At 72.5% G+C, this 26,926-nt stretch carries 23 protein-coding genes; 15 read left to right on the top strand and 8 right to left on the bottom strand.

Features of this window, described 5'->3' with window-relative positions; all coding sequences use genetic code 11:
• Window positions 1-110 precede the first annotated feature (110 nt).
• A complete protein-coding gene (locus ACFZDK_RS29665; protein ID WP_390976965.1) occupies window positions 111-878 on the top strand; it encodes an FCD domain-containing protein in 768 nt (255 codons plus the stop codon).
• Window positions 879-1,074: 196 nt separating this feature from the next.
• On the opposite strand, the gene ACFZDK_RS29660 is transcribed toward ACFZDK_RS29665, so the two are convergent.
• Both ACFZDK_RS29660 and ACFZDK_RS29655 read right to left on the bottom strand, forming a co-directional pair.
• A complete protein-coding gene (locus tag ACFZDK_RS29660; RefSeq protein WP_390976964.1) occupies window positions 1,075-1,842 on the bottom strand; it encodes a hypothetical protein in 768 nt (255 codons plus the stop codon).
• A gap of 168 nt (window positions 1,843-2,010) precedes the next feature.
• Complete coding sequence (locus ACFZDK_RS29655; protein ID WP_390976963.1) at window positions 2,011-3,708, bottom strand: PucR family transcriptional regulator ligand-binding domain-containing protein; 1,698 nt, start codon at window positions 3,706-3,708, stop codon at window positions 2,011-2,013.
• 373 nt (window positions 3,709-4,081) lie between these two features.
• Here ACFZDK_RS29655 and ACFZDK_RS29650 point away from each other — a divergent pair, with 373 nt between their 5' ends.
• The 5 genes from ACFZDK_RS29650 to ACFZDK_RS29630 all read left to right on the top strand — a co-directional run bounded on the left by ACFZDK_RS29650 (window position 4,082) and on the right by ACFZDK_RS29630 (window position 10,809).
• Window positions 4,082-4,972: an FAD binding domain-containing protein gene (locus tag ACFZDK_RS29650; RefSeq protein WP_390976962.1), complete on the top strand. Its 891-nt coding sequence runs from the start codon at window positions 4,082-4,084 to the stop codon at window positions 4,970-4,972.
• Window positions 4,972-5,541, top strand: coding sequence for a 2Fe-2S iron-sulfur cluster-binding protein (locus ACFZDK_RS29645; RefSeq protein ID WP_390976961.1), 570 nt, complete (start codon window positions 4,972-4,974; stop codon window positions 5,539-5,541). The genes ACFZDK_RS29650 and ACFZDK_RS29645 overlap by 1 nt, the downstream gene beginning before the upstream one ends.
• A 5-nt stretch (window positions 5,542-5,546) precedes the next feature.
• Window positions 5,547-7,940, top strand: a complete 2,394-nt coding sequence (locus tag ACFZDK_RS29640; protein ID WP_390976960.1) for a molybdopterin cofactor-binding domain-containing protein — start codon at window positions 5,547-5,549, stop codon at window positions 7,938-7,940.
• A 158-nt stretch (window positions 7,941-8,098) separates the two neighbouring features.
• Entirely contained in the window at window positions 8,099-9,556 is a 1,458-nt protein-coding gene (locus ACFZDK_RS29635) for a solute carrier family 23 protein (RefSeq protein ID WP_390976959.1), read from the top strand.
• A gap of 95 nt (window positions 9,557-9,651) precedes the next feature.
• On the top strand, window positions 9,652-10,809 hold the full coding sequence (locus ACFZDK_RS29630) for an XdhC family protein (RefSeq protein ID WP_390976958.1): 1,158 nt from the start codon (window positions 9,652-9,654) through the stop codon (window positions 10,807-10,809).
• 183 nt (window positions 10,810-10,992) lie between these two features.
• Here ACFZDK_RS29630 and ACFZDK_RS29625 read toward each other — a convergent pair whose 3' ends face one another.
• Both ACFZDK_RS29625 and ACFZDK_RS29620 read right to left on the bottom strand, forming a co-directional pair.
• Window positions 10,993-11,649 (bottom strand): cyclic nucleotide-binding domain-containing protein, encoded by a 657-nt coding sequence (locus tag ACFZDK_RS29625; RefSeq protein WP_390976957.1) that lies wholly within the window; start codon window positions 11,647-11,649, stop codon window positions 10,993-10,995.
• Between the two features lie 96 nt (window positions 11,650-11,745).
• Entirely contained in the window at window positions 11,746-12,186 is a 441-nt protein-coding gene (locus ACFZDK_RS29620; protein ID WP_390976956.1) for an SRPBCC family protein, read from the bottom strand.
• A 156-nt stretch (window positions 12,187-12,342) separates the two neighbouring features.
• On the opposite strand from ACFZDK_RS29620, the gene ACFZDK_RS29615 reads away from it, so the two are divergent.
• Complete coding sequence (locus tag ACFZDK_RS29615) at window positions 12,343-13,383, top strand: DUF2278 family protein (RefSeq protein ID WP_390976955.1); 1,041 nt, start codon at window positions 12,343-12,345, stop codon at window positions 13,381-13,383.
• 98 nt (window positions 13,384-13,481) lie between these two features.
• Entirely contained in the window at window positions 13,482-14,783 is a 1,302-nt protein-coding gene (locus tag ACFZDK_RS29610; RefSeq protein WP_390976954.1) for a cytochrome P450, read from the top strand.
• On the opposite strand, the gene ACFZDK_RS29605 is transcribed toward ACFZDK_RS29610, so the two are convergent.
• The gene (locus ACFZDK_RS29605; protein WP_390976953.1) at window positions 14,711-15,499 is read right to left on the bottom strand and encodes a polysaccharide deacetylase family protein; all 789 of its coding nucleotides are present in this window, start codon (window positions 15,497-15,499) and stop codon (window positions 14,711-14,713) included. The genes ACFZDK_RS29610 and ACFZDK_RS29605 overlap by 73 nt on opposite strands.
• A 124-nt stretch (window positions 15,500-15,623) precedes the next feature.
• Here ACFZDK_RS29605 and ACFZDK_RS29600 point away from each other — a divergent pair, with 124 nt between their 5' ends.
• The 4 genes from ACFZDK_RS29600 to ACFZDK_RS29585 all read left to right on the top strand — a co-directional run bounded on the left by ACFZDK_RS29600 (window position 15,624) and on the right by ACFZDK_RS29585 (window position 19,122).
• A complete protein-coding gene (locus ACFZDK_RS29600; RefSeq protein WP_390976952.1) occupies window positions 15,624-16,265 on the top strand; it encodes a phosphoribosyltransferase family protein in 642 nt (213 codons plus the stop codon).
• 17 nt (window positions 16,266-16,282) lie between these two features.
• Window positions 16,283-16,711, top strand: a complete 429-nt coding sequence (locus ACFZDK_RS29595) for a TIGR03668 family PPOX class F420-dependent oxidoreductase (protein ID WP_390976951.1) — start codon at window positions 16,283-16,285, stop codon at window positions 16,709-16,711.
• A 117-nt stretch (window positions 16,712-16,828) separates the two neighbouring features.
• Window positions 16,829-18,046 carry a hypothetical protein gene (locus ACFZDK_RS29590; protein WP_390976950.1) on the top strand — a complete coding sequence of 406 codons (1,218 nt, stop codon included), beginning with the start codon at window positions 16,829-16,831 and terminating at the stop codon, window positions 18,044-18,046.
• Between the two features lie 119 nt (window positions 18,047-18,165).
• Window positions 18,166-19,122: a protein kinase gene (locus ACFZDK_RS29585; protein WP_390976949.1), complete on the top strand. Its 957-nt coding sequence runs from the start codon at window positions 18,166-18,168 to the stop codon at window positions 19,120-19,122.
• Here ACFZDK_RS29585 and ACFZDK_RS29580 read toward each other — a convergent pair.
• Window positions 19,119-21,590, bottom strand: coding sequence for a SpoIIE family protein phosphatase (locus tag ACFZDK_RS29580; protein WP_390976948.1), 2,472 nt, complete (start codon window positions 21,588-21,590; stop codon window positions 19,119-19,121). The genes ACFZDK_RS29585 and ACFZDK_RS29580 overlap by 4 nt on opposite strands.
• A gap of 234 nt (window positions 21,591-21,824) precedes the next feature.
• Here ACFZDK_RS29580 and ACFZDK_RS29575 point away from each other — a divergent pair, with 234 nt between their 5' ends.
• Together ACFZDK_RS29575 and ACFZDK_RS29570 are read left to right on the top strand one after the other, a co-directional pair.
• The gene (locus ACFZDK_RS29575; RefSeq protein ID WP_355707499.1) at window positions 21,825-22,055 is read left to right on the top strand and encodes a helix-turn-helix transcriptional regulator; all 231 of its coding nucleotides are present in this window, start codon (window positions 21,825-21,827) and stop codon (window positions 22,053-22,055) included.
• A 77-nt stretch (window positions 22,056-22,132) separates the two neighbouring features.
• A complete protein-coding gene (locus ACFZDK_RS29570) occupies window positions 22,133-23,266 on the top strand; it encodes an NAD(+)/NADH kinase (protein ID WP_390976947.1) in 1,134 nt (377 codons plus the stop codon).
• A gap of 111 nt (window positions 23,267-23,377) precedes the next feature.
• Here ACFZDK_RS29570 and ACFZDK_RS29565 read toward each other — a convergent pair whose 3' ends face one another.
• Both ACFZDK_RS29565 and ACFZDK_RS29560 read right to left on the bottom strand, forming a co-directional pair.
• Window positions 23,378-25,090 (bottom strand): purine-cytosine permease family protein, encoded by a 1,713-nt coding sequence (locus tag ACFZDK_RS29565; protein WP_390976946.1) that lies wholly within the window; start codon window positions 25,088-25,090, stop codon window positions 23,378-23,380.
• Window positions 25,091-25,214: 124 nt separating this feature from the next.
• Window positions 25,215-26,291 carry an ABC transporter substrate-binding protein gene (locus tag ACFZDK_RS29560; RefSeq protein WP_390976945.1) on the bottom strand — a complete coding sequence of 359 codons (1,077 nt, stop codon included), beginning with the start codon at window positions 26,289-26,291 and terminating at the stop codon, window positions 25,215-25,217.
• 112 nt (window positions 26,292-26,403) lie between these two features.
• On the opposite strand from ACFZDK_RS29560, the gene ACFZDK_RS29555 reads away from it, so the two are divergent.
• On the top strand, window positions 26,404-26,868 hold the full coding sequence (locus tag ACFZDK_RS29555) for a MarR family transcriptional regulator (RefSeq protein WP_390976944.1): 465 nt from the start codon (window positions 26,404-26,406) through the stop codon (window positions 26,866-26,868).
• Window positions 26,869-26,926 lie beyond the last annotated feature (58 nt).

The following is a 26,926-nucleotide window of genomic DNA, read 5'->3' as shown; positions in this document are numbered from 1 at the left end:
ACCCAGTCGTTCGGAAATTTGAACCAGCGCCTTGTGCGCCTAAGGTGCTTGACGGACAAGTAACAACCCGCCGTTAATGACCCAAGTGCCGACGACCCGGAGGAGGACCCGTGAAGCAGGACGCGCACGCGGCTCCCGCCGAGACGGCCCGGGTGCCGGCGCAGACCCGCTCCGGGGAGACGGCCCGGGAGGCCGCCGGGTACACCGCCGCCGCGCCCGCCGCGCGGGGCGAGCACACGCACAGTGAGCGGCCGATCCCGCAGCCGCGCCCCGCCGTGCAGCGGGCGTCCGTGCGCGGCCAGATCCTGGACGCGCTGCGGACCGCACTGGCGAGCGGTGAGCTGGCGCCCGGCGAGGTGTACTCGGGCCCTGCTCTCGGGGAGCGGTTCGGGGTCTCCGCGACGCCCGTGCGCGAGGCGATGCAGCAGCTGGCCCTGGAGGGCGCGGTCGAGGTCGTGCCCAACCGCGGCTTCCGGGTCGTGCGGCGGGGTGCGCGGGAGCTCGCGGAACTCGCCGAGGTGCGGGCGCTGATCGAGGTGCCGGTGATGATGCGGCTCGCGCGCAGCGTGCCGGCCGAGCGGTGGGCCGCGCTGCGGCCGCTGGCCGAGGAGTCGGTCCGGGTGGCGGCGACCGGGTGCCGGGCGACGTACGCGGAGACCGACCGTGCGTTCCACCGGGCGGTGCTGGGCCTCGCGGGCAACGAGCAGCTCGTGCAGATCGCGGAGGACCTGCACCGGCGAGCACTGCCGCTGCGCGGGGCTCGGGCCGAGCTCGTGTCGGACGCGGCCGAGCACGCGGCGCTGCTGGAGGCGTTGATCGCGGGCGAGCTGGATGTCGTGCGGACGCTGGTGGCGGGGCATTTCGCCGACGCCGGCTGACCGGGGGCGGGGTTTGCGCGGGGGCCCGCCGTAGGGGGTGCGGGCGGTGTGCCGGGTGCGGGTGGTTCGTGGCCGGTCGCGCAGTTCCCCGCGCCCCTCAGGTTTCTCGGCCGCGGGCAGTCGTGCCGCTGGGGCGGCACGGGTGGGCGCAGCGGCACCCTGTCGGCGCCGGTAAGCGAACCCCCCGCCCCAGCCGTCACGCCGTAGCCGCTCCAGGTGCAGGTGGGGTCAGCTGGCGGGCCAGCCAGGTCGGGACGCCGCCCAGGAGGCGGAAGAGGCGGCCGGCCTCCTCGCGGAGTCGGGAGGCCTCGGGTTCGGATTCCGCGTCGGCGAGGGAGACGAGGGCTGGGGCTGTGCCCACCAGGTAGCCGAGTTCCTCTCTGATCCGCAGGGACTCGGCGAAGCCGTGCCGGGCTTCGCTCAACTCGCCGTCACGCAGGGCGAGTCCGGCCAGGTGGCGCCAGGTGAAGGAGAGCAGGAGCGGATCGGCGTGGGCCGTGGCGGCGGCGTGGGCACGGCGGTAGGCGGCGCGGGCCGCCTGGGGGGAGCGGGTCAGGTTCTCCGCCAGCAGGCCCCGGCGGAAGTCGAGCAGCGCCCGCCCCGGTGCCCCCGGAGGGATCAGCGCCGCCGCCCTGCCGAGCGCGGCCCGCGCCTCGTCGGCCCGGTCGCGGACGCCGTGCAGCGTGGCCGCGTAGGCGAGTTGGCCGCGTTCGCAGGCCGCCGCGCCCCGTTCCTCGTCGGTCCGGGCCACCGCCTCCGCCGTCCGCAGCGCGTCCTCGGCCTCCTCCCAGCCCCCCTCGGTGTACAGGCACCGTTCGACCATCAGCCCCGCCCGCTGCAGCGAGTACGTCGGCGTGTCCGACGGCAGCAGTGCCGCCGCGTCGACCCAGCAGGCCCGCGAGCGCAGCCGCCATACCGCGGTCTGGAGCGGATCGTCACCGGCGTTCGTTCCGTTCCCAGACATGGCGGAATACGCCACGTTGCCCTCCCCTAGCGCGCCGTCGAGCAGTGAAGTGGTGGCCGCATTCCAGCACCGATCGCCGCGCGGGGCCAAGAGGGTGGGTGAATAATTTCACAAAGTCGTGGGACAGCGGCGGTACTTGGCGAGAGCCGTCCGCCCGCCCGCGTGACCTCAGCTCATCCGCAACGCCAAGAAGAAATCGAGCTTGTCCTCCAGCCGGGACAGGTCCCGGCCCGTCAACTGCTCGATCCTGCCCACGCGATAGCGCAGCGTGTTGACGTGCAGATGGAGACGGGTGGCGCAGCGGGTCCAGGAGCCGTCGCAGTCGAGGAACGCCTCCAGGGTGGGAATCAGTTCGGCGCGGTGGCGGCGGTCGTAGTCCCGGAGGGGGTCCAGCAGCCGGGCCGTGAAGGCGCGGCGCACGTCGTCGGGGACGAAGGGCAGGAGCAGGACGTGCGAGGCCAGTTCCTGGTGGCCGGCCGCGCACACCCGGCCGGGGCGGGCGGCGGCCACCCGGCGGGCGTGCCGGGACTCCTCCAGCGCACCGCGCAGCCCCTCCGCCGAGTGCACGGCCGCGCTCACCCCGAGGGTGACCCGGCCGTCGTCGGCCAGGCCCGCCGTCAGCGGGTCCCGGACCGCCTCGAGGAGCTCGTCGGCCTGGATGCCGGACTCGGAGCCGTCGTGCTCGGCGGCGACGGCGGGCAGCGGGACGAGGGCGATCGCCTCGTCGCCGGTGTGGGCCACCGCTATCCGGTCGGACGGCTCCGGGCCGGTCGCCAGCGGGTCGACCAGGATCTCCTCCAGGAGGGACTGGGCGACCGGGCCGCCCTCGACCTCGCCGCCGTCCCACTCCACGCGGGCGACGACCACCTGCCAGTGCGGGGCCGCGCCGAGGCCCGGCAGCAGCACGGGGGCGGCCACCCGCAGCCGGGCGGCGATCTCGGCCGGTGCCGCGCCCGTCTGGACCAGTTCGAGGACCTCCTGGGCCAGCCGGCGCCGTACCGTGCGGGCCGCGTCGCGCCGGTCGCGTTCCACGGAGATCAGCTGGGTGACGCCCTGGAGCAGGTCGAGCCGTTCCTCGGGCCAGTCGCCCGCGTCCGCCTCGACGGCGAGCAGCCAGTCCGACAGGACCGTCTCCCGGACGTCCCGGGCGCCCTGCGCCGAGCGGCCTCCCCCAGCTACCGCTGGGAGGTGCCCCCGGCGGATCGGGAACAGGGAGTACGTGGTGCCGTCGAGCAGGACGCGGTGCGGGCCGCGGCGGCCGGTGCGGGTGGCGGCCAGGTGCTCGGCGGCGAGCCCGGCGCAGACACCGGCGGGCAGCGCGGGGCCCGCCACCTTGGAGCCCGCGATCAATCGGCCGGTCGGGGACAGCACCCAGGCGCGCAGGTCGAGGTCCGAGCCCAGCAGGTCCAGGACCACGTCCGGCCCGCCGCCCGCCGGACCCGAGGTCATCATCCGGCGGTGCCGGTCCACCACGGCCGCGAGGTCCCCGGCGCGCTCGCCGCTGACCTGCCGTACGACATGCTCGGTGATCGTCGCGAAGGCCACCGACTCGTGGACCGCGAAGAGCGGGAGGCGGTGCCGGGCGCAGGCCACGACCAGGTCGTCCGGGACGTCACCCAGCTCGGCCTCGCCGGCGGCCAGCGCCACCACCCCGGCCTGCACGAGCAGTCGTACGAACGGCTCGGAGTCCGCGGCGTCCCGGCGCCAGGCCAGGCCCGTCAGCACCAGCTCGCCGCCCGAGAGGTAGCGGCTGGGGTCCCGCAGGTCGGTGGTCATCACCCCGCGTACGGTGCGGTCCAGCTCGTCCTCGCCGCCGAGCAGCCGCAGGCCCAGCGCGTCGGTGTCCAGCAGTGCGCGCAGCCGCATCTCGTCGCCGCCGTTCTGTGTCTCGAAATCTACGATGAATCCTGAAGGGTCACGGGGAAGGCACCCGGCAGGCGCCTCCGCGGGCCGTGACCGAGAGCTGCGGGACCGCGACCGGCGGTCGCCAGGGCGTTTCCTGCGTTTCCACAGGAAAACCAAGAGGTTACTGATGACCTCCGTTCATACGAATCTACAAGATGCCCGTGCTGGCCAGCCAACTCCTTCATGGTTTCGGTGACTGACCCCGCTGGAGTACGGGGCGGTGTACTGGCCTCATTCCGCGTTAACAGGACATGAACGAGCCGGGCCCGCCGCACACGGATTGGCTCAATCCGCACGACTCACGAGACTCACGAGACGGAGAAGAGAGCCGGTCATGGACTTCCTTCGCCCCGCCAGCTGGGAGGAGGCGCTCGCCGCGAAGGCCGAGCACCCCACCGCAGTGCCGATCGCGGGTGGCACCGATGTGATGGTCGAGATCAACTTCGACCACCGCCGGCCCGAGTACCTCCTCGACCTCAACCGCATCGGCGATCTCTACGAATGGGAGACCGGCGAGGAGAGCGTACGGCTCGGCGCCTCGGTGCCGTACACCCGGATCATGGAGAACCTCCGCACCGAGCTGCCGGGCCTCGCCCTGGCCTCGCACACGGTCGCCTCCCCGCAGATCCGCAACCGCGGCGGCGTCGGCGGCAACCTCGGCACCGCCTCCCCGGCCGGCGACGCCCACCCCGCGCTGCTCGCGGCGGGCGCCGAGGTCGAGGCCGAGTCGGTGCGCGGCTCGCGGCTGATCCCGATCGACGAGTTCTACACGGGCGTCAAGCGCAACGCGCTCGCGCCCGACGAGCTGATCCGCGCGGTCCACGTGAAGAAGGCCGACGGGCCGCAGCAGTACTCCAAAGTCGGTACGCGCAACGCGATGGTGATCGCCGTGTGCGCCTTCGGGCTCGCCCTGCACCCCGGGACCCGGACCGTGCGGACGGGGATCGGCTCGGCCGCCCCGACACCCGTACGGGCGAAGACCGCCGAGGACTTCCTGAACGCGGCGCTCGACGAGGGCGGCTTCTGGGACAACGGCAAGATCATCACCCCGTCGGTCGCCAAGCAGTTCGCGGACCTGTGCGCCGCCTCCTGCAACCCGATCGACGACGTCCGGGGCACCGCGAGCTACCGCCGCCACGCGGTCGCGGTCATGGCCCGCCGCACGCTCACCTGGACCTGGGAGTCGTACCGCGGCACTACTTTTCAGAAGGGGAGTGTCGCCTGATGCGCGTCAACTTCACCGTCAACGGACGTCCGCAGGAAGCCGACGACGTCTGGGAGGGCGAGAGCCTGCTGTACGTGCTGCGCGAGCGGCTCGGCCTTCCGGGGTCGAAGAACGCCTGCGAGCAGGGGGAGTGCGGGTCCTGCACGGTCCGTCTGGACGGGGTGCCGGTGTGCTCGTGTCTGGTCGCGGCCGGGCAGGTGGAGGGCCGGGAGGTCGTCACCGTCGAGGGGCTCGCGGACTACGCCCGGCAGCGTGACTGCGGCACCGCCCACGGGACCTCGCTCGACCAGGCCCAGCGCTGGGCCGCCAAGGGGCAGGACTCCCAGACCGGCGAGGGGACCGAACTCTCCCCGGTCCAGCAGGCGTTCATCGACGCCGGCGCCGTCCAGTGCGGCTTCTGCACGCCCGGTCTGCTGGTCGCCGCCGACGAGATGCTGGAGCACAACCCCAACCCGAGCGACGCGGACATCCGCGAGGCGCTCTCGGGCAACCTGTGCCGCTGCACCGGCTACGAGAAGATCATGGACGCGGTCCGCCTCGCGGCCGCCCGGCAGGGAGAGGCGGTCTGAGCCGGATGCCCAGCAACAGCGCGCCCCTCGGCACTCCCACCAAGGTCACCCAGGGTTCCCAGACCAAGGGCGGCATCGGCGAGTCCACCCTCCGCCCGGACGGCACCCTCAAGGTCACCGGCGAGTTCGCGTACTCGTCCGACATGTGGCACGAGGACATGCTCTGGGGCCAGATCCTCCGCTCCACGGTCGCGCACGCCGAGATCGTGTCCATCGACACCAGCGAGGCGCTCGCCCAGCCCGGCGTCTACGCCGTCATGACCTACGACGACCTGCCCACCGAGGTGAAGAACTACGGCCTGGAGATCCAGGACACCCCGGTGCTCGCGCACGGCAAGGTACGCCACCACGGCGAACCGGTCGCCATCGTCGCCGCCGACCACCCGGAGACCGCCCGCCGCGCCGCCGCGAAGATCAAGGTCGAGTACCGCGAGCTGCCCGTCATCACCGACGAGGCCTCCGCCACCGCCCCGGACGCGATCCACGTCCACGAGGGCCGCGCCGACCACCACATCGGCCACGTCCCGCACCCCAACATCGTGCACCGCCAGCCGATCGTCCGCGGCGACGCCGACGAGGCCGCCAAGCGAGCCGACGTCATCGTCAAGGGCGAGTACTACTTCGGCATGCAGGACCAGGCCTTCCTCGGCCCCGAGTCCGGCCTCGCGGTGCCCGAGGAGGACGGTGGCGTCCACCTCTACATCGCCACCCAGTGGCTCCACTCCGACCTGCGCCAGATCGCGCCCGTGCTCGGCCTGCCCGAGGACAAGGTGCGGATGACGCTGGCCGGCGTCGGCGGCGCGTTCGGCGGCCGCGAGGACCTGTCCATGCAGATCCACGCCTGCCTGCTGGCCCTGCGCACCGGCAAGCCCGTCAAGATCGTCTACAACCGTTTCGAGTCCTTCTTCGGGCACGTCCACCGCCACCCGGCCCGCCTCTACTACGAGCACGGGGCCACCCGCGAAGGCAAGCTGACGCACGTCAAGTGCCGGATCGTGCTCGACGGCGGCGCGTACGCCTCCGCCTCCCCGGCCGTCGTCGGCAACGCCTCCTCGCTCGGCATCGGGCCCTACGTCGTCGACGACGTCGAGATCGAGGCCATCGCCCTCTACACCAACAACCCGCCCTGCGGCGCGATGCGCGGCTTCGGCGCGGTCCAGGCGTGCTTCGCCTACGAGGCGCAGATGGACAAGGTCGCCGGGCAACTCGGCATGGACCCGGTGGAGTTCAGGAAGCTGAACGCCATGGAGCAGGGCACGATCATGCCGACCGGCCAGCCGGTCGACTCGCCCGCCCCGGTCGCCGAACTCCTGCGCCGGGTCACCGCGATGCCGCTGCCGCCCGAGCGCCAGTGGGAGAGCAGCGAGGGCGCCGACGTACGGCAGCTGCCCGGCGGTCTGTCCAACACCACCCACGGCGAAGGCGTCGTACGCGGCATCGGCTACGCGGTCGGCATCAAGAACGTCGGCTTCTCCGAGGGCTTCGACGACTACTCGACCGCGCGGGTGCGGATGGAGGTGGTCGGCGGCGAGCCGGTCGCCGTCGTGCACACCGCGATGGCGGAGGTCGGGCAGGGCGGGGTCACCGTGCACGCGCAGATCGCGCGCACCGAGCTGGGCGTGGCCCAGGTGACCATCCACCCGGCCAACACCCAGGTGGGCTCCGCCGGTTCGACCTCGGCCTCCCGGCAGACGTATGTCACCGGCGGTGCCGTGAAGAACTCCTGCGAGCTGGTCCGCGAGAAGGTCCTCGACCTCGGCCGCCGCAAGTTCGGTACGTACCACCCGGCCTGGGCCACTGCCGAGCTGCTCCTGGAGGGCGGCAAGGTCGTCACCGACGGCGGCGAGGTGCTCGCCGACCTGGTGGACGTCCTCGGCGACGAGGCCGTGGAGATCGAGGCGGAGTGGCGGCACCGGCCGACCGTGCCCTTCGACCTGCACACCGGACAGGGCAACGGCCATGTCCAGTACAGCTTCGCCGCGCACCGCGCGGTCGTCGAGGTCGACACCGAGCTGGGCCTGGTCAAGGTGATCGAGCTGGCCTGCGCCCAGGACGTCGGCAAGGCGCTCAACCCGCTCTCCGTCGTCGGCCAGATCCAGGGCGGCACGACCCAGGGCCTGGGCGTCGCGGTGATGGAGGAGATCATCGTCGACCCGAAGACGGCGAAGGTCAGGAACCCGTCCTTCACGGACTACCTGATCCCGACCATCCTCGACACGCCGACCATCCCGGTCGACGTCCTCGAACTCGCCGACGACCACGCCCCGTACGGGCTCCGCGGCGTCGGCGAAGCTCCGACGCTGTCCTCGACTCCGGCGGTCCTCGCGGCGATCCGCAACGCGACGGGCCTGGAGCTGAACCGGACGCCGGTACGTCCGGAACACCTCACGGGCACGTGACCCCTCGGGGATCGAACCGGTGAGTTTCCCGGGGGACCTGGTCCCCCGGGCCCCCACATGTCCGTCCTGGGCCGTCCCCCGGGCCGTGCACATCCCAAATCCCGTACGTCGTGAAAGGCGATGCACGGGTGCCCCTGTGAACCTTGGGAGACGGCACCATGACCCAGCAATCAGTGGAGCCCAGGACCACGGCCGACGACGCGGGAGAAGGCACCCGCGTCCCGGCCGGACGCTCCTGGCTCGACCGTTACTTTCACATATCCGGGAGAGGTTCCTCCGTCGCGCGGGAGGTCCGCGGCGGCGTCACCACCTTCATGGCGATGGCGTACATCCTCCTGCTCAACCCCCTGATCCTGTCCGGCAAGGACGCGGCCGGGGACACGCTCGGCCAGAAGGCGCTCATCACGGCGACCGCGTTCGCCGCGGCCTTCACCACCCTCCTGATGGGCTTCGTCGGCAAGGTGCCGCTCGCGCTCGCCGCCGGCCTGTCCGTCTCCGGCGTGCTCTCCTCGCAGGTCGCCCCGCAGATGACCTGGCCGCAGGCGATGGGCATGTGCGTGCTCTACGGCGTGGTCATCATGCTCCTGGTCGTCACCGGCCTGCGCGAGATGATCATGAACGCGATCCCGCTCGCCCTCAAGCACGGCATCACCATGGGCATCGGCCTGTTCATCGCCCTCATCGGCTTCTACAAGTCCGGCTTCGTGCACCAGGGCAAGGCCACCCCGGTCACCCTCGGCCCCGCGGGCGAACTCGCCGGCTGGCCGGTGCTGCTCTTCGCCGGCACCCTGCTGCTGATCTTCATGCTCCAGGCCCGGAACATGCCCGGCGCCATCCTGATCGGCATCATCGGCGGCACTGCCGTGGCGGCGGCGCTGAACGGCCTCGGGGTCGTCGACCCCGAGCAGTGGGCCAACGGCGCCCCCGAACTGCACGGCTCCGCCGTCTCCATGCCGGACTTCTCGCTCTTCGGGCACGTCGAGTTCGGCGGCTGGGGCAAGGTCGGCGCGATGACGGTGGGGATGATCGTCTTCACCCTCGTGCTCGCCGGGTTCTTCGACGCGATGGCCACCATCATCGGCGTCGGCACCGAGGCCGGGCTGGCCGACGACAAGGGGCGGATGCCGGGGCTGTCCAAGGCGCTGTTCATCGACGGTGCGGGCGGTGCGGTCGGCGGGGTGGCGGGCGGCTCCGGGCAGACCGTGTTCATCGAGTCGGCGACCGGTGTCGGCGAGGGCGCCCGGACCGGGCTCGCCTCGGTGGTCACCGGCCTGTTCTTCGCGGCCTGCCTGTTCTTCACGCCGCTCACCGCGATCGTCCCGCAGGAGGTCGCCTCCGCCGCCCTGGTGGTCATCGGCGCGATGATGCTGATGAACGCCCGGCACGTGGACTGGGCCGACCGGGCCACCGCCATCCCGGTGTTCCTGACGGTCGTTCTGATGCCGTTCACGTACACGATCACCACGGGTGTGGCCGCCGGTGTGATCTCGTACACCGCCATCAAGGCAGCTCAGGGCAGGGCCAGGGAAATCGGGGCATTCATGTGGGGCCTGACAGGGATCTTCCTGGTCTATTTCGCACTCCATCCCATTGAGAGCTGGCTGGGCGTCCATTAGACGTTCCGCCGGCTTGGCCGTGAAGGGGCCGGGGGTCGGTACCCCCAGCGCCCCTTCGGGGCGCCTGTCCTGAACCTCGTTAAGGAGATCCGGAAATGCTGGACATCGCCGAGGAGCTGAGTCGGTGGGTCGCCGATGGGCGGGACTTCGCCGTGGCCACGGTGGTGGCGGTCGGGGGGAGTGCGCCGCGGCAGCCTGGTGCCGCTCTGGCGGTGGATGGGGAGGGGACCGCCGTCGGGTCGGTGTCCGGGGGGTGTGTGGAGGGGGCGGTGTACGAGCTGTGCCGGCAGGCGCTGGAGGACGGGGAGACCGTGCTGGAGCGCTTCGGGTACAGCGACGAGGATGCCTTCGCCGTCGGTCTGACCTGCGGCGGTGTCATCGACATCCTCGTCACCCCGGTGCGGGCGGCGGATGCCGTCCGGCCGGTGGTGGTGGCCGCGCTGGCCGCCGCCGCCCGCGGGGAGGCGGCGGCGGTCGCCCGGATCGTGACCGGGCCGGCGGAACTGGTGGGCCGTGCCCTCCTGGTGGACGCCGACGGCGCGTACCAGGGCGGCTTCGGCGCCCACCCCGAACTGGACCGCACGATCGCCGCCGAGGCGACCGCCTTCCTGGACGCGGGGCGCACCGGCACCCTGGAGATCGGAGAGCAGGGCTCGCGCTGCGGAGCACCGCTCACGGTGCTGGTCGAGTCGTCCGTCCCGCCGCCCCGGATGATCGTCTTCGGGGCGATCGACTTCGCGTCGGCGCTGGTCCGCGTCGGCAAGTTCCTCAACTACCGGGTGACCGTGTGCGACGCACGGCCCGTGTTCGCGACGCGGGCCCGCTTCCCGGAGGCCGACGAGATCGTCGTCGAGTGGCCGCACGGATACCTGGAGCGCACCCCGGTCGACGGCCGCACCGTCCTGTGCGTCCTCACCCACGACGCCAAGTTCGACGTCCCCCTGCTCCGGCTCGCGCTGCGCCTCCCGGTGGCGTACGTCGGCGCGATGGGCTCCCGCCGCACCCACCTGGACCGCAACGAGCGGCTGCGCGAGGTCGGGGTCACCGAGCTGGAGCTGGCGCGCCTGCGGTCCCCGATCGGTCTCGACCTCGGCGCCCGCACGCCCGAGGAGACCGCGCTCTCGATCGCCGCCGAGATCGTCGCGAACCGGCGTGGCGGCAGCGGGCTCTCCCTGACCGGGGCACACACCCCGATCCACCACGACGCGACGTCGGCGCCGGCCCCGACGCGGCGGATCGGGTCGGTGGCCTAGTCCCCCCGGGCCGGCCACCCCCCCCCCCGTGGAGCGGAGCGCCCGGTCCGTTCCCCCGATCGCCGTACCGGTCCGGGCGCCAGGGGACGATGGAAGCGCCTTCCCGGCCGTGGCACAGCGTCAAATGACGCATTCGGCGGCGGGAGTTCCGTTCTCATGCGACCGGGGTGCAAGCGCGCCGGTTCACTCCTCCTCCGCCCAGCGCCGTAACCCGGCCAGGTCCAGTACGACGGTCCGCCCCCGCCTGGTGGCCACCAGGCCCTCCTGCTGCATGGCCCGCAGACAGCGCACCACCGACTCCCGGGACGCCCCGGTGGCGGCGGCCAGTTCGCGCTGGTTCACCTGGACGGCGACCGCGCCCGGCAGCGTCTCCGGCGCGGCCGAGCCGTACTGGACGGCGAGCTTCACCAGCAGCCCGGCGACCCGGGCCCGGGTCGTGCGGGCGCCCTGTTCGGCGCGCAGCCCGTCGGAGTCCCGTAATCGGCCCACGACCGAGCGCAGGACCGACAGGCAGAGGCTGGCGTCGTGCTCCAGGAGCCGTACGAAGGCGTCCGAGGCGACCACCACGCCCTCGCTGCGGCGCATCGCGGTGACCGTCGCGCCGCGCGGCCGGCCGTCGATGCAGGAGAGTTCGCCGAGGAGTTCACCGGGGCCGCGCAGGGCGAGCAGGCTGGTGTAGCCGTTGGCCGAGTCGACCGTCGCCTTGACCAGACCGCCGGTGAGCAGCACGACGGAGTCGGCCGCCTCGCCCTCCCGCATCAGGACCTCGCCGCGGGCCCACCCGCGCGGGTGGCCCGCCTCCCGTAACAGCTTCGCTTCCCCGGGCGAGAAGAACGCCACCTCCGAGCCTCCCCGGCCGCATCGACCCACGGTGCCCGTTCGGCACCGGAGGGCCACTGTCCATCGTGCGGCCGGGATCTGCCAAGGGGCGCCCGGTCAGGGGCTGCGGAGCAGGGCGTTGACCGCCCGCCCGAACACCGCCCGGGCGGTCCGGCGCACCAGAGGGTCGAAGGCCGACGGCAGCCCCCGGATCCGCAGTTCCTCGCGCCACACCACCCGGGTCCGGCCGCCGGGGCCGGGACGCACCTCCAGTTCGGCCCAGCCGAGCACCACCCGGCCGTGCTTGACCAGCCGGCACCGGCCGGGGCCGCCGTCCTGCGGGGGATGCCAGACGGTCACCTCCATGGGATCCTCGAAGGACAGCGGTCCGAGTCCGGAGCGCGCCACGAAGACCGTGCCCTCGTGGGTCGGGGGATCGGTGAGCACGGTGATCCGGGTCAGCGGGACCACGTCGGCGTGCCGGGACCACTCCGTGAGCCGGCGCCACGCCTCGTCGATCGGGAGTGGAGCCGTCCGTTGGAGGAGGAAGTTGACCACGGCACGATCGTAGGGAACCGGCCACCGGTTACGGGACGCGCACCGACTGTTCACAGGACCGACAGAATCGTCCAAGCCGGGCCCGAACCGGCCCCGGCCCCGTACGATTCCCGCCATGGCGGGCAAACCGCCCGCTTCCACGGGGAGTTGGTCATCATGCCCTTGAAGACCTACGGCGTACTGATCACGCGGGCAGTCGACATCCGGCGCGAAGGCGCCGCCGGGACCCCGCACTACCAGATCCACCTCGCCGACGACTCCGGCACCCACTACCGGGCCGCCGTCAACGTCCTGTCCCAGCAGAAGCCCGCCGACCTGCTCTACCTCGTCGACGACGACTTCAGGCACCCCCTCACCGCCCGCCTGGAGGGCCTGACGAGCGGCTGGAACACCCTGCCGCCGGGGCCCGGCGGCCCCAACCTCGACTTCGTGCGCGGCAACCTGTTCGACCCGGCGAAGATGCGCGTCCTGCCCGCGGACCGCCCCGGCCCGGACAACGACCTCGCCGACCTGCTCGACCACTACGTCCGGCGGGCGGTCGAGGACCCCCGCGCCCGGCTGTACCTCTTCGGCGAGCGCTGGGGGCCCGAAACCGGCGTCAAGGACAAGGTGTTCGGCTTCCTGCCCGGCAACGGCGTCCACGACATCCATATGAACCAGGGCAACAGCGGCCGCTTCGCCGGCGACGACGGGGTGTGGCAGGACGGCGGGCTGCTCATCCGCCTCCCCGGTGGCGACACCGACGGTGGCGACGGCCAGGGGCAGGAGCGCTGGGTCGGGGTCTTCCTCGCCTTCCAGAGCCAGGCCTGGCACACCGACGACGCCACCGGCCACACCCTTCCCGACGTCGACGTCTCCCGCCCCGCCACCGGCGAGCAGCCGGTGCGGATCGTCGCCGCGCTGGTCAACCCGCCCGGCCCGGCCCCCGAGGCGGAGACCGTCACCCTTCTCAACGCCTCGCCCGCCCCGGCCGACCTCACCGGCTGGCGTCTCGTCGACCGTATCGGCCAGTCCTCCCCGGTCCCGGCCGGCCCCCTGGCCGCCGGCGCCACGCTAGCCGTGCCGCTCTCCGGCGGCGCCCAACTCGGCAACCACGGCGGCGAGGTCACCCTCCTCGACGCCGCCGGTCTCAAGGTGCACGGGGTGTCGTACACGGCCGAGCAGGCGGCCCGCGAAGGCTGGTGGGTCGTCTTCTGACCGGTTTCTGAACGGTTCCGACCGGACCCTGTCGTGGGCGTACGGCGGTACGGCACCATGAGCGCGACCCGTACCGCCGTCGTCCCGGGGGGCGTCTCGTGGAACATGAACTGCACGACAAACTCGATGAGTTGATGCGCGGTCCGTATCCCCTCTACGCGCGGGCGCAGGCGGCCGAGGGGCTGCTGCGGGTGCCCGAGCTGGACGCCTGGCTGGTCGCCCGGGACGCCGACGTCCGCGAGGTGCTGCGCCGCCCGCTGGAGTTCTCGTCGGCGAACGCGTTACGGCCGGACGTGCTGCCCTCGCCCGCCGCGCTCGAGGTGCTGGCCGGAGGCTTCGGCGGCCGGCCGGTCGTGGTCACCTCGGACGGGGAGCGGCACCAGCGGCTGCGTGCCCCGCTGGTGCGCGCCCTGTCGCCCGCCCGGGTCGCGGCGGCCGCGCCGTACGCCCGGGAGCGCGCCGCCGCCCTCGTCGACGGGTTCGCCGAGGACGGCCGGGTGGAGCTGATGTCGGCGTACGCCATGCGGCTGCCCGGTGACGTCATCGGCCGGATCGTCGGGCTCGACCCCGCCGACGTGCCGCTCGTCGTGCACGGCGGGCACCGGGCCGAGCAGCTGCTGTTCCGGCCGCTGCCGGAGGCCGAGCAGATCGCCGCCGCCGAGGACGTGGTGGCCATGCAGCACGTCCTGGACCGCTGTGCCCGCGACCGCTACGTCCGTCCCCGCGAGGACCTGGCCACGGAGATCGTCGCCTCCGTGGCCGAGCCCGGGCAGGGCGAACTCCCGCCGGACGGCCGGCACGAGGCCGTCGCTCATCTCCAGAACCTGCTGATCGCCGGGCACCTGACCACGACCGCGCTGATAGGCACCACCGTGCTGCATCTGCTGAGCCATCGGGACCAGTGGGAACTGCTCCGCGAGCGGCCCGACCTGATCCCGGCGGCCGTCGAGGAGGCGGCCCGTTACGACGGCGCGCTCCAGGGCTTCCGCCGCGTCACCACCCGGCCGGTCGCCCTCGCCGGCACCGAACTCCCGGCCGGGGCCGAGCTGTTCGTCGCCTTCGGCGCGGCCAACCGCGATGCCTTGCGTCACCCCCGCCCCGACACGTTCGACATCACCCGCGACGCCCCCGCCCGCCACCTCGCCTTCGGCTTCGGCGCCCACGCCTGCGTCGGCGCCCAGCTGGCTCGCGAGCAACTCCGCATCACCGTCGAGGAACTGACCCGCCGTCTGCCCGGCCTGCGGCTCGCGGAGGGCCACCCGGTCACCATGCGGCCGACGATGATCCACCGCTCACCGGAGGAGCTGCACCTCACGTGGCCGGTGGCTCAGGGGCGGTACACCTTGCCCGGTACGGCCTTGCCGGGGGCCAGCAGCTGCGGGACCGTCACGAACACGTAGCCGCGCTCCTTGAGGGCGTCGATGATGCCGGGCACGGCCGGCACGGTGCCGCGGTAGATGTCGTGGAGCAGGATGATCCCGTCCCGGGACGCCTGGTCCAGGACCCGCCGGGTGATGAGCCGGGGGTCGGTGGTCAGGTAGTCCTTGGCGGTGACGCTCCAGAGCACCTCGGAGAGCCCCAGCTCACGGCAGATCCGGTGCACGTTCGCGTCGGTGCGGCCCTGCGGCGGGCGCATCAGGGTGGGCTTGCGGCCGGTGAGGCGCTCGATCGCGTCGTCGGGGCGGGTGAGTTCCTCGCGTATCCGGCGGTCCGGGATCCGCGTGAGGATCTTGTGGTCCCAGGTGTGGCTGGCGACCTCGTGCCCCTCCGCGGCCATCCGCTTCACCAGCTCCGGGTACTGCTCGATGTGCCGCTTGCCCAGCAGGAAGAAGGTCGCCGGGACGTGCTTCTCCCTGAGGATGTCGAGCAGCCGGGCCGAGTTCTCGCTGGGTCCCGCGTCGAAGGTGAGCGCGATGCACTTCGCCTCCCGGCAGTCGACGGTCCCGAACCGGACCTGACCGCTCTTCGCGGCGTGGTTGCGGGCATCGGCGGGTGATGTCGTGTCGACCTGCGCGCAGCCGGACAGGGTCAGGGCGAGACAGACGGCGGCGACGGTCGGGAACCCGAACGGCCGTCTTTCCCTCTTCTTGATCGGAAGCTTGCTCCACAGTGGCATGCGGGGACTATACACACAGTGTATAGAATGCGTGTGCGAATTATGGGAGATGGACTCGGCTTCCGGCGTCCTGGGGTGTGAGCATGGAGGAAGGGGATCCGACCTCACCCGGAGAGGACCGGCCGTGCGCTACCGGGACCGTGCCCACGCGGGCCGCGAACTCGCCGCCGTACTGCGGAAGTTGCGCGACAGGGGGGAGCTGCCGGACCCGATCGTGCTGGCCCTGCCCCGCGGCGGCGCGGCGGTCGCCGCGGAGGTCGCGCGGGAGCTTCCGGCCCCGCTGGACGTCCTCGTCGTCCGCAAGATCGGAGCCCCGTACCACGAGGAGTTCGGCGTCGGTGCGATCGCCGGGGACGACCCGCCGCTCTTCGATCTCGCGACCCTGGCCCACCTCGGCCTGGACGAGGAGTCCCTGGCCCCCGTCGTGGAGCGCGAGCGGCAGGAGCTGCGCCGCCGCGAGCGCCGCTACCGGGAGGGCCGGCCGCCGCCCGAACTGCGCGGCCGTACCGCGATCGTCGTCGACGACGGCCTCGCCACCGGCAACACCGCCCGCGCCGCCCTGCGCCACGTACGGCGGCGGAACCCCGCCCGGACCGTACTGGCCGTCCCGGTCGGCGCCCCCGACTCCCTCGACGCGCTCGCCGCGGAGGCCGACCTCGTCGTCTGCCCGCACCGTCCGGTGATCTTCAGCGCGGTCGGGCAGTGGTACGACGACTTCGCCCAGCTGACGGACGCCGACGTGCTCGACGCGCTGCGCGGGGCCTGAGGAGGGAGGGGCGCACGGTGCCGGAGCTGTCCGAGGACGAGGCGCGGCGACGGTTCACCGCGGCCCGGGTGGCCCGCCTCGCGACCGTGGACGAGACCGGCCGCCCCCACCTGGTGCCGGTCGTCTTCGCGCGGTACGGCGCCGACGGGATCGTCACCGCCGTCGACCACAAGCCGAAGACCACGCCCCGCCTCAAGCGGCTGCGCAACATCGCCGCGCAGCCGTCGGTCTCGCTGCTCGTGGACGTGTACGACGACGAGAACTGGGACCGCCTGTGGTGGGTCCGGGCGGACGGCGACGCGACGCTGCTTTCCGCCGACGCGGCGGTCGTCGAGCCGCTGCGCGAGAAATACCCGCAATACCGGGAGCGCCCCCCGCATGCCACGGTCATTCTCGTGACCGTCTCGCGCTGGACCGGCTGGCAGGCGGCCCCTTTTAGACGGTGAATTTCCCCCTGTCAAGTCCCGAGCTGTCGGAACGTGACCCGTGCGTGGGCTGCGCGCCTACTGGAAGCACGAGCCCGACCGGAGACACCGGAAAGGGCGCTTCCGAAGGAGAAGGAAATGATCCGCAAGACGCGCAACGCCGACAGCGAGGGAAACCGTTCGAAGCGTCGTCTGGGGGCGGCGGCCGTGCTGGCCTCCGCGGTGGCCGTCGCCGGCGGCGTGGTCCTGCCGGCCGCGGTGGCCACGGCGGCACCGCTGCCGAAGGCGCCGACGGCGCCCGCGGCCGACGCCCACCTGTCCGAGGCGCTCAAGAAGTCCTGCGGCAAGAAGCCGCCGGCGAGCCATTCGCAGGGCCGCGTGTACTCGTGCTGGGCCAACAACAAGCATTACTACTGGGACGAGGAATACCACTGCTATTACTACCTCGTCGGCTCGCACAAGTACTTCTGGGACTGGGACCACGACTGCTATTACGTGGTCAAGAACCACCACAAGTACTACTGGGACCACCACTACGACTGCTACTACGTCGTGGAGAAGCACCACAAGTACTACTACTGGGAGTCCTACGGCCACTACAACTACTGGGAGCACAACAAGCACGAGAAGCACTGGGACCACTGGGACAACGACTGCTGGAAGAAGCCCGACTGGGTGGACAAGCACGACAAGGAACACCCGGACGACAAGGGCAAGGACAACTCCGAGCACGGCCAGCCCCCGGCCAAGGGCCCTGACGGCACCCAGACCACGGAGAAGGGCGACGGCGGGTCTGATCAGGGTGGGACTGATCAGGGCGGTGCTGATCAGGGCGGTGCTGATCAGGGTGGGACCGATCAGGGTGGCACTGATCAGGGCGGTACTGATCAGGGTGGGACCGACCAGGGCGGTACTGATCAGGGTGGGACCGACCAGGGCGGTACTGACCAGGGCGGTACTGATCAGGGTGGGACCGACCAGGGCGGTACTGACCAGGGCGGGAAAAACGATCAGGGCGGTACTGACCAGGGCGGGACCGACCAGGGCGGTGCTGACCAGGGTGGGACCGATCAGGGCGGTACTGATCAGGGTGGGACCGACCAGGGCGGTACTGACCAGGGTGGGACCGATCAGGGTGGGACCGACCAGGGTGGGACCGATCAGGGTGGCACTGACCAGGGTGGCGCTCCGGCTGACGACGGTGGTGCTGAGCAGCCTGCGGACCAGGGTGGTGCCGATCAGCCTGCCGACCAGGGTGGCGCTGACCAGCCTGCCGACCAGGGTGGCAGTGGCGATCAGGGTGGTGCTCCCGCCGGCGACCAGGGTGCCGATGTCGGTGCCGGTGCGGCCGGCTGAGGTGTGGGTCTGAGCGGTGGGTGAAGGTCTTCCGGGCCTTCACCCACCGCCGTTTCGCGTGGATGCGGCAGTACTGGATACGATTTGGCAAGGTTTCAGGCGCTACGGGTGGACGGGTGATGGCGACGCGGATCGCGGGCTACGAGGTCCAGGGCGAGATCGGGCGCGGCGGCATGGCCGTCGTCTACCGTGCGAGGGACCTGCGCCTGGACCGGACCGTCGCCCTGAAGCTGCTCGCCCCGGAGATGGCCCGCAACGACACCTTCCGCCGCCGTTTCACCCATGAGTCGCGGGTGGCGGCGGCCCTCGACCATCCCCACATCGTGCCGATCTTCGAGGCCGGTGAGACGGAGGGCGTGCTCTACATCGCGATGCGGTACGTGTCGGGCCCGGACCTGCGCGCGCTGCTGGACAAGGAGGGCGTGCTGCCGGTGGACACGGCGCTGCGCGTCGCCGCACAGGTCGCCTCCGCGCTGGACGCGGCGCACGAACACGACCTGGTGCACCGGGACGTGAAGCCCGGCAACGTCCTGGTGGCGGAGGGCACGGACAGCGAGCACCCCGAGCACGTCTACCTCACGGACTTCGGCCTCACCAAGAAGTCGCTGTCGCTGACGGGGTTCACCACGGTCGGCGAGTTCGTCGGCACGCTGGACTACGTGGCGCCGGAGCAGATCTCGGGCCGCCCGGTGGACGGCCGTTGCGATCTCTACAGCCTGGCCTGCGTGGTGTTCGAGATGCTGGCCGGCGGGCCGCCGTTCGTCCGGGACGAGGACATCGCGCTGCTGTGGGCGCACCAGTACGACCAGCCGCCCGCGCTGAGCGAGGTGCGGTCGGGGCTGCCGCCGAAGTTCGACGAGGTGTTCGCCCGGGCGCTCGCCAAGGCCCCCGAGGACCGGTACGGCACCTGCCTGGAGTTCGTGGGCGCGCTGCGGCTCGCCGCGCACGGCCTCGGCCCGGCGGAGGAGCCCGCCCCGGCGGACCGGTCCGCCGGCGGCGCCCCCACGGTCGGCCGGGACACCGGCGGCCGCACCCCGCCGCCACCCGCCTGGGCCCGCCCGGTACTGGACCGCTAGCCCCTGCCCTTGCGACCCTCCGTGCCCTTCGCCTCCTCCGTGAGGAACTGCTCGGCCCAGACGGTCTTGCCGGTGGTCGCGTGCCGGGTGCCCCAGCGCTGGGTCAGCTGGCCGACGAGGAGGAGACCGCGGCCGCCCTCGTCGTAGGCGTGGGCCCGCCGCATGTGCGGGGCCGTGTTGCTGGAGTCGAAGACCTCGCAGGTGAGGGTGTGGTCGTCGTGGATGAGCCGGAGCCGGACCGGCGGCCGGCCGTAGCGGAAGGCGTTGGTGACCATCTCGCTGACGACGAGTTCGGTGACGAACGCGGCCTCCTCCAGCCGCCAGGCGGTCAGCCGCTCGGTGGCCAGCTTGCGTGCCTCGGCGACGGCGGCGAGGTCGAAGGGCAGCTCCCAGGTGGCGACCCGGTCGGCGTGCAGGGCCCGGGTGCGGGCGACCAGCAGGGCGATGTCGTCGTCGGGGCGGTGGGTGAGCATGGTCGTCAGAACCCGGTCGCAGACGGTGTCCAGGCTCTGCGCGGGGCGGGCGAGCGCGGCGAACATCTTGTCCAGGGCGTCGTCGATGTCGTGGTCGCGGGGTTCGAGCAGGCCGTTGGTGTAGAGGGCGATGACGCTGCCCTCGGGGAGTTCCGTCTCGTACGACTCGAAGGGCAGCCCGCCCAGGCCCAGCGGGGGTCCGGCCGGGACGTCGAGGAAGCGGACGGCGCCCTCGGTGACCACGGCGGGCGGCGGGTGGCCGGCCCGGGCGACGGTGAAGTGCCGGGTGACGGGGTCGTACACGCCATACAGACAGGTCGTGCCGACGCCGCCGGCGGTCTCCTCGGCGTTGTCGGCGCCGGCCTCCTCGGCGGAGAGATGGATGACCAGGTCGTCGAGGTGGCTGAGGAGTTCGTCGGGCGGCAGGTCGACGTCGGCGAGGGTGCGGACGGCGGTGCGGACCCGGCCCATGGTGGCGGCGGCCCGCATGCCGTGCCCGACGACGTCGCCGACGACGAGTGCGACCCGGGTGCCGGAGAGCGGGATCACGTCGAACCAGTCGCCGCCCACCCCGGCCTGGCCGGCCGCGGGCAGATAGCGGGTGGCGATGTCCAGGGCCGCCTGCTCGGGCAGGGTCTGGGGGAGCAGGCTGCGCTGCAGGGTCATCGTCGTGGTGTGCTGTCGCTGGGCGCGTGCCGCGCCGTGGATGCTGGTGGCCGCGCGGGCGGCGAGCTGTTCCGCCAGCCACAGGTCGTCCGCGTCGAACGGCGCGGTCCGCCGGACGCGCCCGAAGAGGGCCACGCCGAACGTGGTGCCGTCCGCCCGGAGCGGCACCGCCAGCAGTGAGTGCGCCCCGCTCTCCCGGATCCATGCGGCGGCCCGCGGATCCTCCCGCGCCCAGCGGGCCACCACCTCGTCGCCGCCCGCGTACACCGCGCCCCGCCCCTCGGCCAGCGACCGGCCCGAGGGCGACCAGGGCGGGCAGTGCAGCAACTCGCCGGAGGGCTGGGGGAGCGGCGGGCCGTCGGGCGCCGTGCGCACCGCCGCCCGGCGCAGAGCGGGAACGCCGGCCGGTGCCGCGCCGGGCTGCCCCGGGTGGCTCGGCTGCCCCGGGCGGGGCGGGGCGTCCAGCAGGTCGACGGCGCACACGTCGGCGAAGGCGGGGACGGCGACGTCGGCCAGCTCCCGCGCGGTCCGCTGCACGTCGGAGCCGGTGCCGATGCGCACCCCGGCGTCGCTCAGCAACAGCATCCGCTGTCGTACCAGCCGCTCGGAGGGATCGGAGTGGGCCGTCAGGGCCACCGCCCGCACCCGCCCGTCCGGGTCCGTCAGCGGCACCAGCCACGCGTGCCACTCGCGCTCCGGGTCGGCCGGGTCCAGGCGGAGGCGGGTCTCCTGCGGCCCGCCGCCGTCCAGGACCCGCCGCATCCTCGTCTCGGCCTCGGCGCTGCCGGGGTAGGGCGCGATGTCCGTCAGCCGCAGTCCCCGCATCGTCCCCTCGGCCAGCGACAGCGTGCGCTGGGTGCCGGCGCTGGCCCGGGCCAGCCGCAGCCGCTCGTCGAAGACGGCGCAGACGCAGGGCGACCGGTCGAAGGCCCAGGCCCCGAGCGCCTGGCCGGCCGCGGCCGGTGCCGGGCCGGTCACGGCGGACACCACCAGCCACTCGGTACCGCCCGGCCGCTCTCCGGAGGGCCTGCGGTGGACCAGGACGTCCCGGTCCAGCCGGTGTCCGTCCCGGTGGCGCAGGCCGGCCGTCCCGCTCCACCGCGTCCCGGCGGCGGCCGCCCGCCAGGCACTCTGGTCCGGTTCGGCGAGCAGCAGGGCCGCCCGGCGCCCCAGGATCTCGGCCGGCCGATAGCCCAGCAGCAGCGCGGCCCCGTCGCTCCAGCCGGTGACCACGCCCCGCGCGTCGATCGTGGCCTCGGCGGTGCGGGCCCCCTGGGGGACGGCGTGGGTCTGTGCCGGGTGGCTGGGAGGGGTGGGACGTCGTTCCATCGCCGCTCATCCTTCGCGGAACCTGCACGGCCGGCTCTTCTCCCCAGGATGATCCCGGCCGACACGGAGCACCAATCCGCCCCGGTTCCGGGACCGGGCTCCCGGCGCGGCGCTCGTGACAGGCCTGTGACAGTCGGCGGACACCGCCATGACGTCGGCTTGTGAGGGTTCTGTAAACGGACAAATCGCCTCAATCGGGCAATTGTCATCGTCGGGTATGTGAAGGAACCTCTCATGAGCTTCACCGCAGTCACCCAGCACACCGAGACCGCCGCCGTCGCGCTGGCCCCGCGTGAGCGCGAGACGCTGAAGCACATCGCCGCCGGCTGCACCTATCTGCAGGCGGCCCGGCAGATGGGGCTCTCCCGGCACACGGTCGACGCCTACCTCCGCCGGATCCGCGCCAAGCTCGACATCAACACCACCGCCGAGCTCACCCGGCTGGCCATCTCCCTCGGCCTGTGACCGCACTCCGCCCGACAGATCGGCCGCGCCGTGACAGCGTGGGAACAGCGGCCGACCACGGTGTCCTGGAGGCGGAGATGACAGTGAACGGGCTCGGACTGGTGGTGCACGGCGGACGCGCCGAGGCGGTGGACGCGGCCCGCGCCGTACGGGAGTGGGCCGCCGAGCACGGCGTGCGGTGCACGGACATCGACGTGTGGCACGACGGCGGACGGCACCACTCGGGGGAGGAGGTCGAGGCCGCGGGCGACCCCGACCTGATCGTCACCCTCGGCGGGGACGGCACCTTCCTGCGCGGCGCCCGGCTCGCCGCCCGCAACGACGCCCTGGTCCTCGGTGTCGACCTGGGCCGGGTCGGGTTCCTGACCGAGGTGCCGGTCCGCTCGGTGCGGGCGGCGCTGGACGCGGTGCGCGAGGACCGGTTCACCGTCGACAGCCGGCTGCTGCTGACCATGCGGGCCTCCCGCCGCCTGGAGATGCCGGCCGACATGGAGACGCTGATGCAGTACGGCCGCGGGCCGCTGCTGCCACCGCCCCAGGTCCGCACGGACTGCGAGCAGGACACCGACTGGGGCGTCCCCCTGCACATCACCGCCGTCAACGACGTCGTCCTGGAGAAACTCTCCCGGGACCGCCAGGTCTCCGTCGGCGTCTACGTCTCCGGCCGGCTGCTCGCCTCCTACTCCGCCGACGCGCTGCTGGTGGCGACCCCGACCGGCTCGACCGCCTACAGCTTCGCCGCCGGCGGACCCGTCGTCTCGCCCTGCGCGGAGGCGCTCGTCTTCACCCCGGTCGCCCCGCACATGACGTTCAACCGCTCGGTCGTCACGGCCCCGAACGAGGCCGTCGGCCTGCGGGTCCTGGAACGCTCGGGCCAGGCCGCGGTCAGTGTCGACGGCCAGGTGCGGGGCGTGCTGGGACCGGGGGACTGGATCGGCGTGTACGCCGCCCCGACCCGGCTGCGGGTGGTGCGGCTGGCGTCGATGGACTTCTACGGCCGGCTGCGCGAGCGCATGAACCTCACCGACGCCCCGGCCGCGGTGGCCGACGGCACCCCCGCGCCCCTGTGGTCGCTGACCGCGCCCCCGCCCGGCGACCTCGCCCACCTCTCCTTCCCGCTCCTCGACGACCAGCGCGCCCTGGCGGAGGAACTCTGCGTCGACGGGAAGGACGGTGTCGCCCCCGCGCTGGAAGGCGACCACCACCCGTGACCCCCGACGCCCGGGCCGACCGGCAGATCACGCTCCTGTTGGACGGCCCGCACACAGGAGCTCCGGCCCGCGCGGCAGGGCGCGAGCCGGAGCGGTGAGCGGAGGGGGCGGTCAGTCGGCGGTCCGCACCGCCGGGATGCCGAGTGCGACCGGCCCGGTCTTGCAGGAGTCGTGGCAGTCCTTCTCCAGGCTGCAGCACAGCGAGCAGATCGCCCCCGAGTGGAACGGGCAGTTCGCCACGTCCGGCCGCTCGAAGTCGGTCGCGCACACCGTACAGGTCAGCGTCACCGCCGACGGCAGCCCGTCCGCGCCGAGCAGCGGCTCGGCGAGGTCGTCGACGCGGGCGATGTAGTACTTCCCCTTGGTCAGCACCGCGAACAGCGGCGAGAGCACCATCGCCAGGAACAGCGCGATGAAGGGCGAGTACGCCTTGCCGTACTCCCCGAAGGCGTTGAAGTACGCGGCGATCGAGACCGCCGACGCGATCAGCATCGAACCGAAGCCCACCGGGTTGAAGTTGTGCAGATGGGCGCGCTTGAACTCGATGTACGACGGGCTCAGCCCCAGCGGCTTGTTGATGACCAGGTCGGCGACGACCGCGCCGATCCAGGCGATCGCCACGTTGGAGTAGAAGCCGAGCACGGTGTTGAGGAAGCCGAAGACACCGCCCTCCATCAGGGCCAGCGCGATGCCCACGTTGAGGAAGATGTAGACCACCCGGCCCGGGTGACGGTGGGTCAGCCGGGAGAAGAAGTTCGACCAGGACAGCGAACCGGAGTACGCGTTCGTCGAGTTGATCTTTATCTGGGAGAGGATCACGAAGAACGTGGCCAGGCCCAGCGCGACCGGCGCCGCGAACGTCTTGAAGCCCGACACGTACTGCTGGATCGGCTCGTTGGCCTTGGCGAGGCCCACGCTGCCCGCGATGTAGAACGCGAGGAAGGCCCCGCCGATCTGCTTGGCCGCGCCGAGCACCACCCAGCCCGGACCGGCGGAGAGCACCGCCGCCCACCACTTCTTTCCGTTCTCCGGCGTCTTGTCCGGCATGAACCGCAGGTAGTCCACCTGCTCACCGATCTGCGCGATCAGCGACAGCGCCACACCGGCGCCCGCGCCGACCCCGAGCATGCTGATGCTCGACCCGGTGGGGGAGTCGCCCGCGAAGTGCGTGAACTCCGAGAACTTGCCCGGCTCCTGGATCGCGATCGACACGAACGGCGCGACCATCAGCACCAGCCACACCGGCTGCGTCCACACCTGCATCTTCGACAGCGCGGTCATCCCGTAGATGACCAGCGGCAGGATGATGAGGGAGCAGATCAGGTACCCGACCGCGAGCGGGATGTGCAGGCCCAGCTCCAGGGCCTGCGCCATGATCGAGCCTTCGAGGGCGAAGAAGATGAAGGTGAAGCTGGCGTAGATGACCGAGGTCAGCGTGGAGCCGAGGTACCCGAAGCCCGCGCCCCGGGTCAACAGGTCCATGTCGATGGAGTACTTGGCCGAGTAGTACGAGATCGGGATGCCGGTGAGGAAGATGACCACCGCGGCCGTCAGGATCGCCACCATCGCGCTGGAGAAGCCGTTGGAGATGGCGATGGAGCCGCCGATCGCGAAGTCCGCGAGGTAGGCGATGCCGCCGAGCGCCGTGGTGGCCACGACGTAGGGGGTCCAGCGGCGGAAGGACTTCGGCGCGTAGCGCAGCGAGTAGTCCTCCAGGGTGTCGTTCTGCGCCCAGTCGTTGTACGTCCGTTTGCCGTCCGTCCGGCTGTCCGTCCCGCCGTCCGCCGCGGCCGGCGGCGCCTCTTTGCCGACGATCTCCGTCACGACTCTGCCCTCTCTCGTCCCCGGTCGTTTGCACGGAAGAGTCGCGGCATGCTGTTTCCCGAACGTTTCACCCGCTTTAAAAGACAAACCTTGATACTTCCCGTGGGAAGTATCGGGCGCCGGCTCAGAGTTGGGCGACGATATGGAAGTCGAAGGCGTCCGCCCGTGCCAGGTACAGCCGTTGGGCCAGATGGTTGTCGCGCAGCCGTACGACACCCCGCGGGCCCTCGTACGACACCGCGTCCCCCAGCGCGCACATCGCCCGCACGTCCAGCGACCGCGCCCGCTCGGCGAGTGCCGCCAGCAGCCGTACCCCCTCGAAGCACGACTCGCCGAGGCTCCCCACCACGGGCGCGTGCACCCCGAACCGGGCCGCGTACCGGGCGCTGAAGTCGAGGCTCTCGGCGGTCGCGAGGGTCTCGAAGAAGCCGGCCGCCGCCCAGAGCCCGTCGGTGCCGTCCGCGCCGGTGGCCAGCAGGATGTTCTCGTCCATGTGGGTGCTCAGCCGGAGGCAGCGCTGGTGCAGCCCGTACCCGGCGAACGCCCGGTTGAAGCGGGCCGCGTCCGCCCCGACCAGCAGCATCAGCACCGCGTCCGCCTCGCACCGCTCGACCCGGCGCAGCACCGGGCCGAACTCCTCCGTCCCCAGCGGCACGAACACCTCGTCCCGGACCCGGCCGCCGCAGTCCCGCGCATACCCGCGGGCCGCGCGGGCGGTCACCCGCGGCCAGACGTAGTCGTTGCCCACCGTGCACCAGCGCCGTACCCCGGCCGACTCCGCCAGCACCCGCATCGCGGGCAGCAGTTGGGCGGCGTCGGTCTCACCGGTCAGGAAGACGCCGGGGGTCCGCTCGCCGCCCTCGTACTGCGCGGTGTAGACGTACGGAACCCGGCCCGCGACCCCGGGCAGCAGCGCCTGCCGGACCGCCGAGGTGTGCCAGCCCACCACCCCGTCCACGGCGCCCAGCGAGACCAGCGCCCCGACCTCGGCCGCCACCCGGGCCGGCGGCGCCCCGCCGTCCACCGTGAGAAGCCGGACCTCCCGGCCCAACACCCCGCCCGTGGCGTTGAGTTCCTCCACCGCCAGCCGCGCCGCCGACTCGCAGGACGGCCCGAGGACACCCGCCGGCCCCTGCAGCGGAACAACCAGGGCGACGACCAGGGGCGTACCCGTCGGGTCGCTCGGCGGCGCCGGACGCATCGGGCCACCTCCGTGCGGGCATGGGGAACGCGGATTCCGGTCCCGGGCCCCGGCGCCCTCGCCAAGACTCGTATTCTGCGCGCACAGTAGACCTGACGGAAGGACACCGGCAATGCCGTCCGTACCCTCCTCGCCGGACCTCGCCCATCTCCTCGGCCATGCCGAGCGGCGCATCGTGCAACGGCTGGCCGCGGTGCTGGCCGAGGAGGGCTGCGCGGTCGAGGAGTGGCGCGTCCTGTCGCTCGTCGGGGACGGCCGGGGACACCCGATGTCCGAGATCGCCGACCACGCCCTGATGCCGGCGCCCAGCCTGACCAAGCTCGTCGACCGGATGGTCGCCGGCAACCTCGTGCACCGCCGCCCCGACCCCCACGACCGCCGCCGCGTCCTGCTCTACCTCACCGAGCGCGGCCAGGACCTGTACGCCCGCGCTGCCCACCGCGTCCACGCCGACCAGGCCCGGCTGCTCGACGCGCTCGACGACGGGGCGGCGCTGGCGCGGCTCCTCCCGCAGCTCACGGCGGCGGCCGAGGCCGAGACCCGGACGACGGACGCGGGCCGCCCGGTCCTAACCTAGTGCTGCGACCGGAAAGGTTCACCGGCTCGCGACGCCCGGCACGGCACCTCGCCGCGTT

The sequence above is a fragment of the Streptomyces sp. NPDC007901 genome (genome assembly GCF_042959465.1).
In the GTDB taxonomy this organism is placed as follows: Bacteria; Actinomycetota; Actinomycetes; order Streptomycetales; family Streptomycetaceae; genus Streptomyces.
This window is presented reverse-complemented; position numbering and strand designations above follow the sequence as displayed.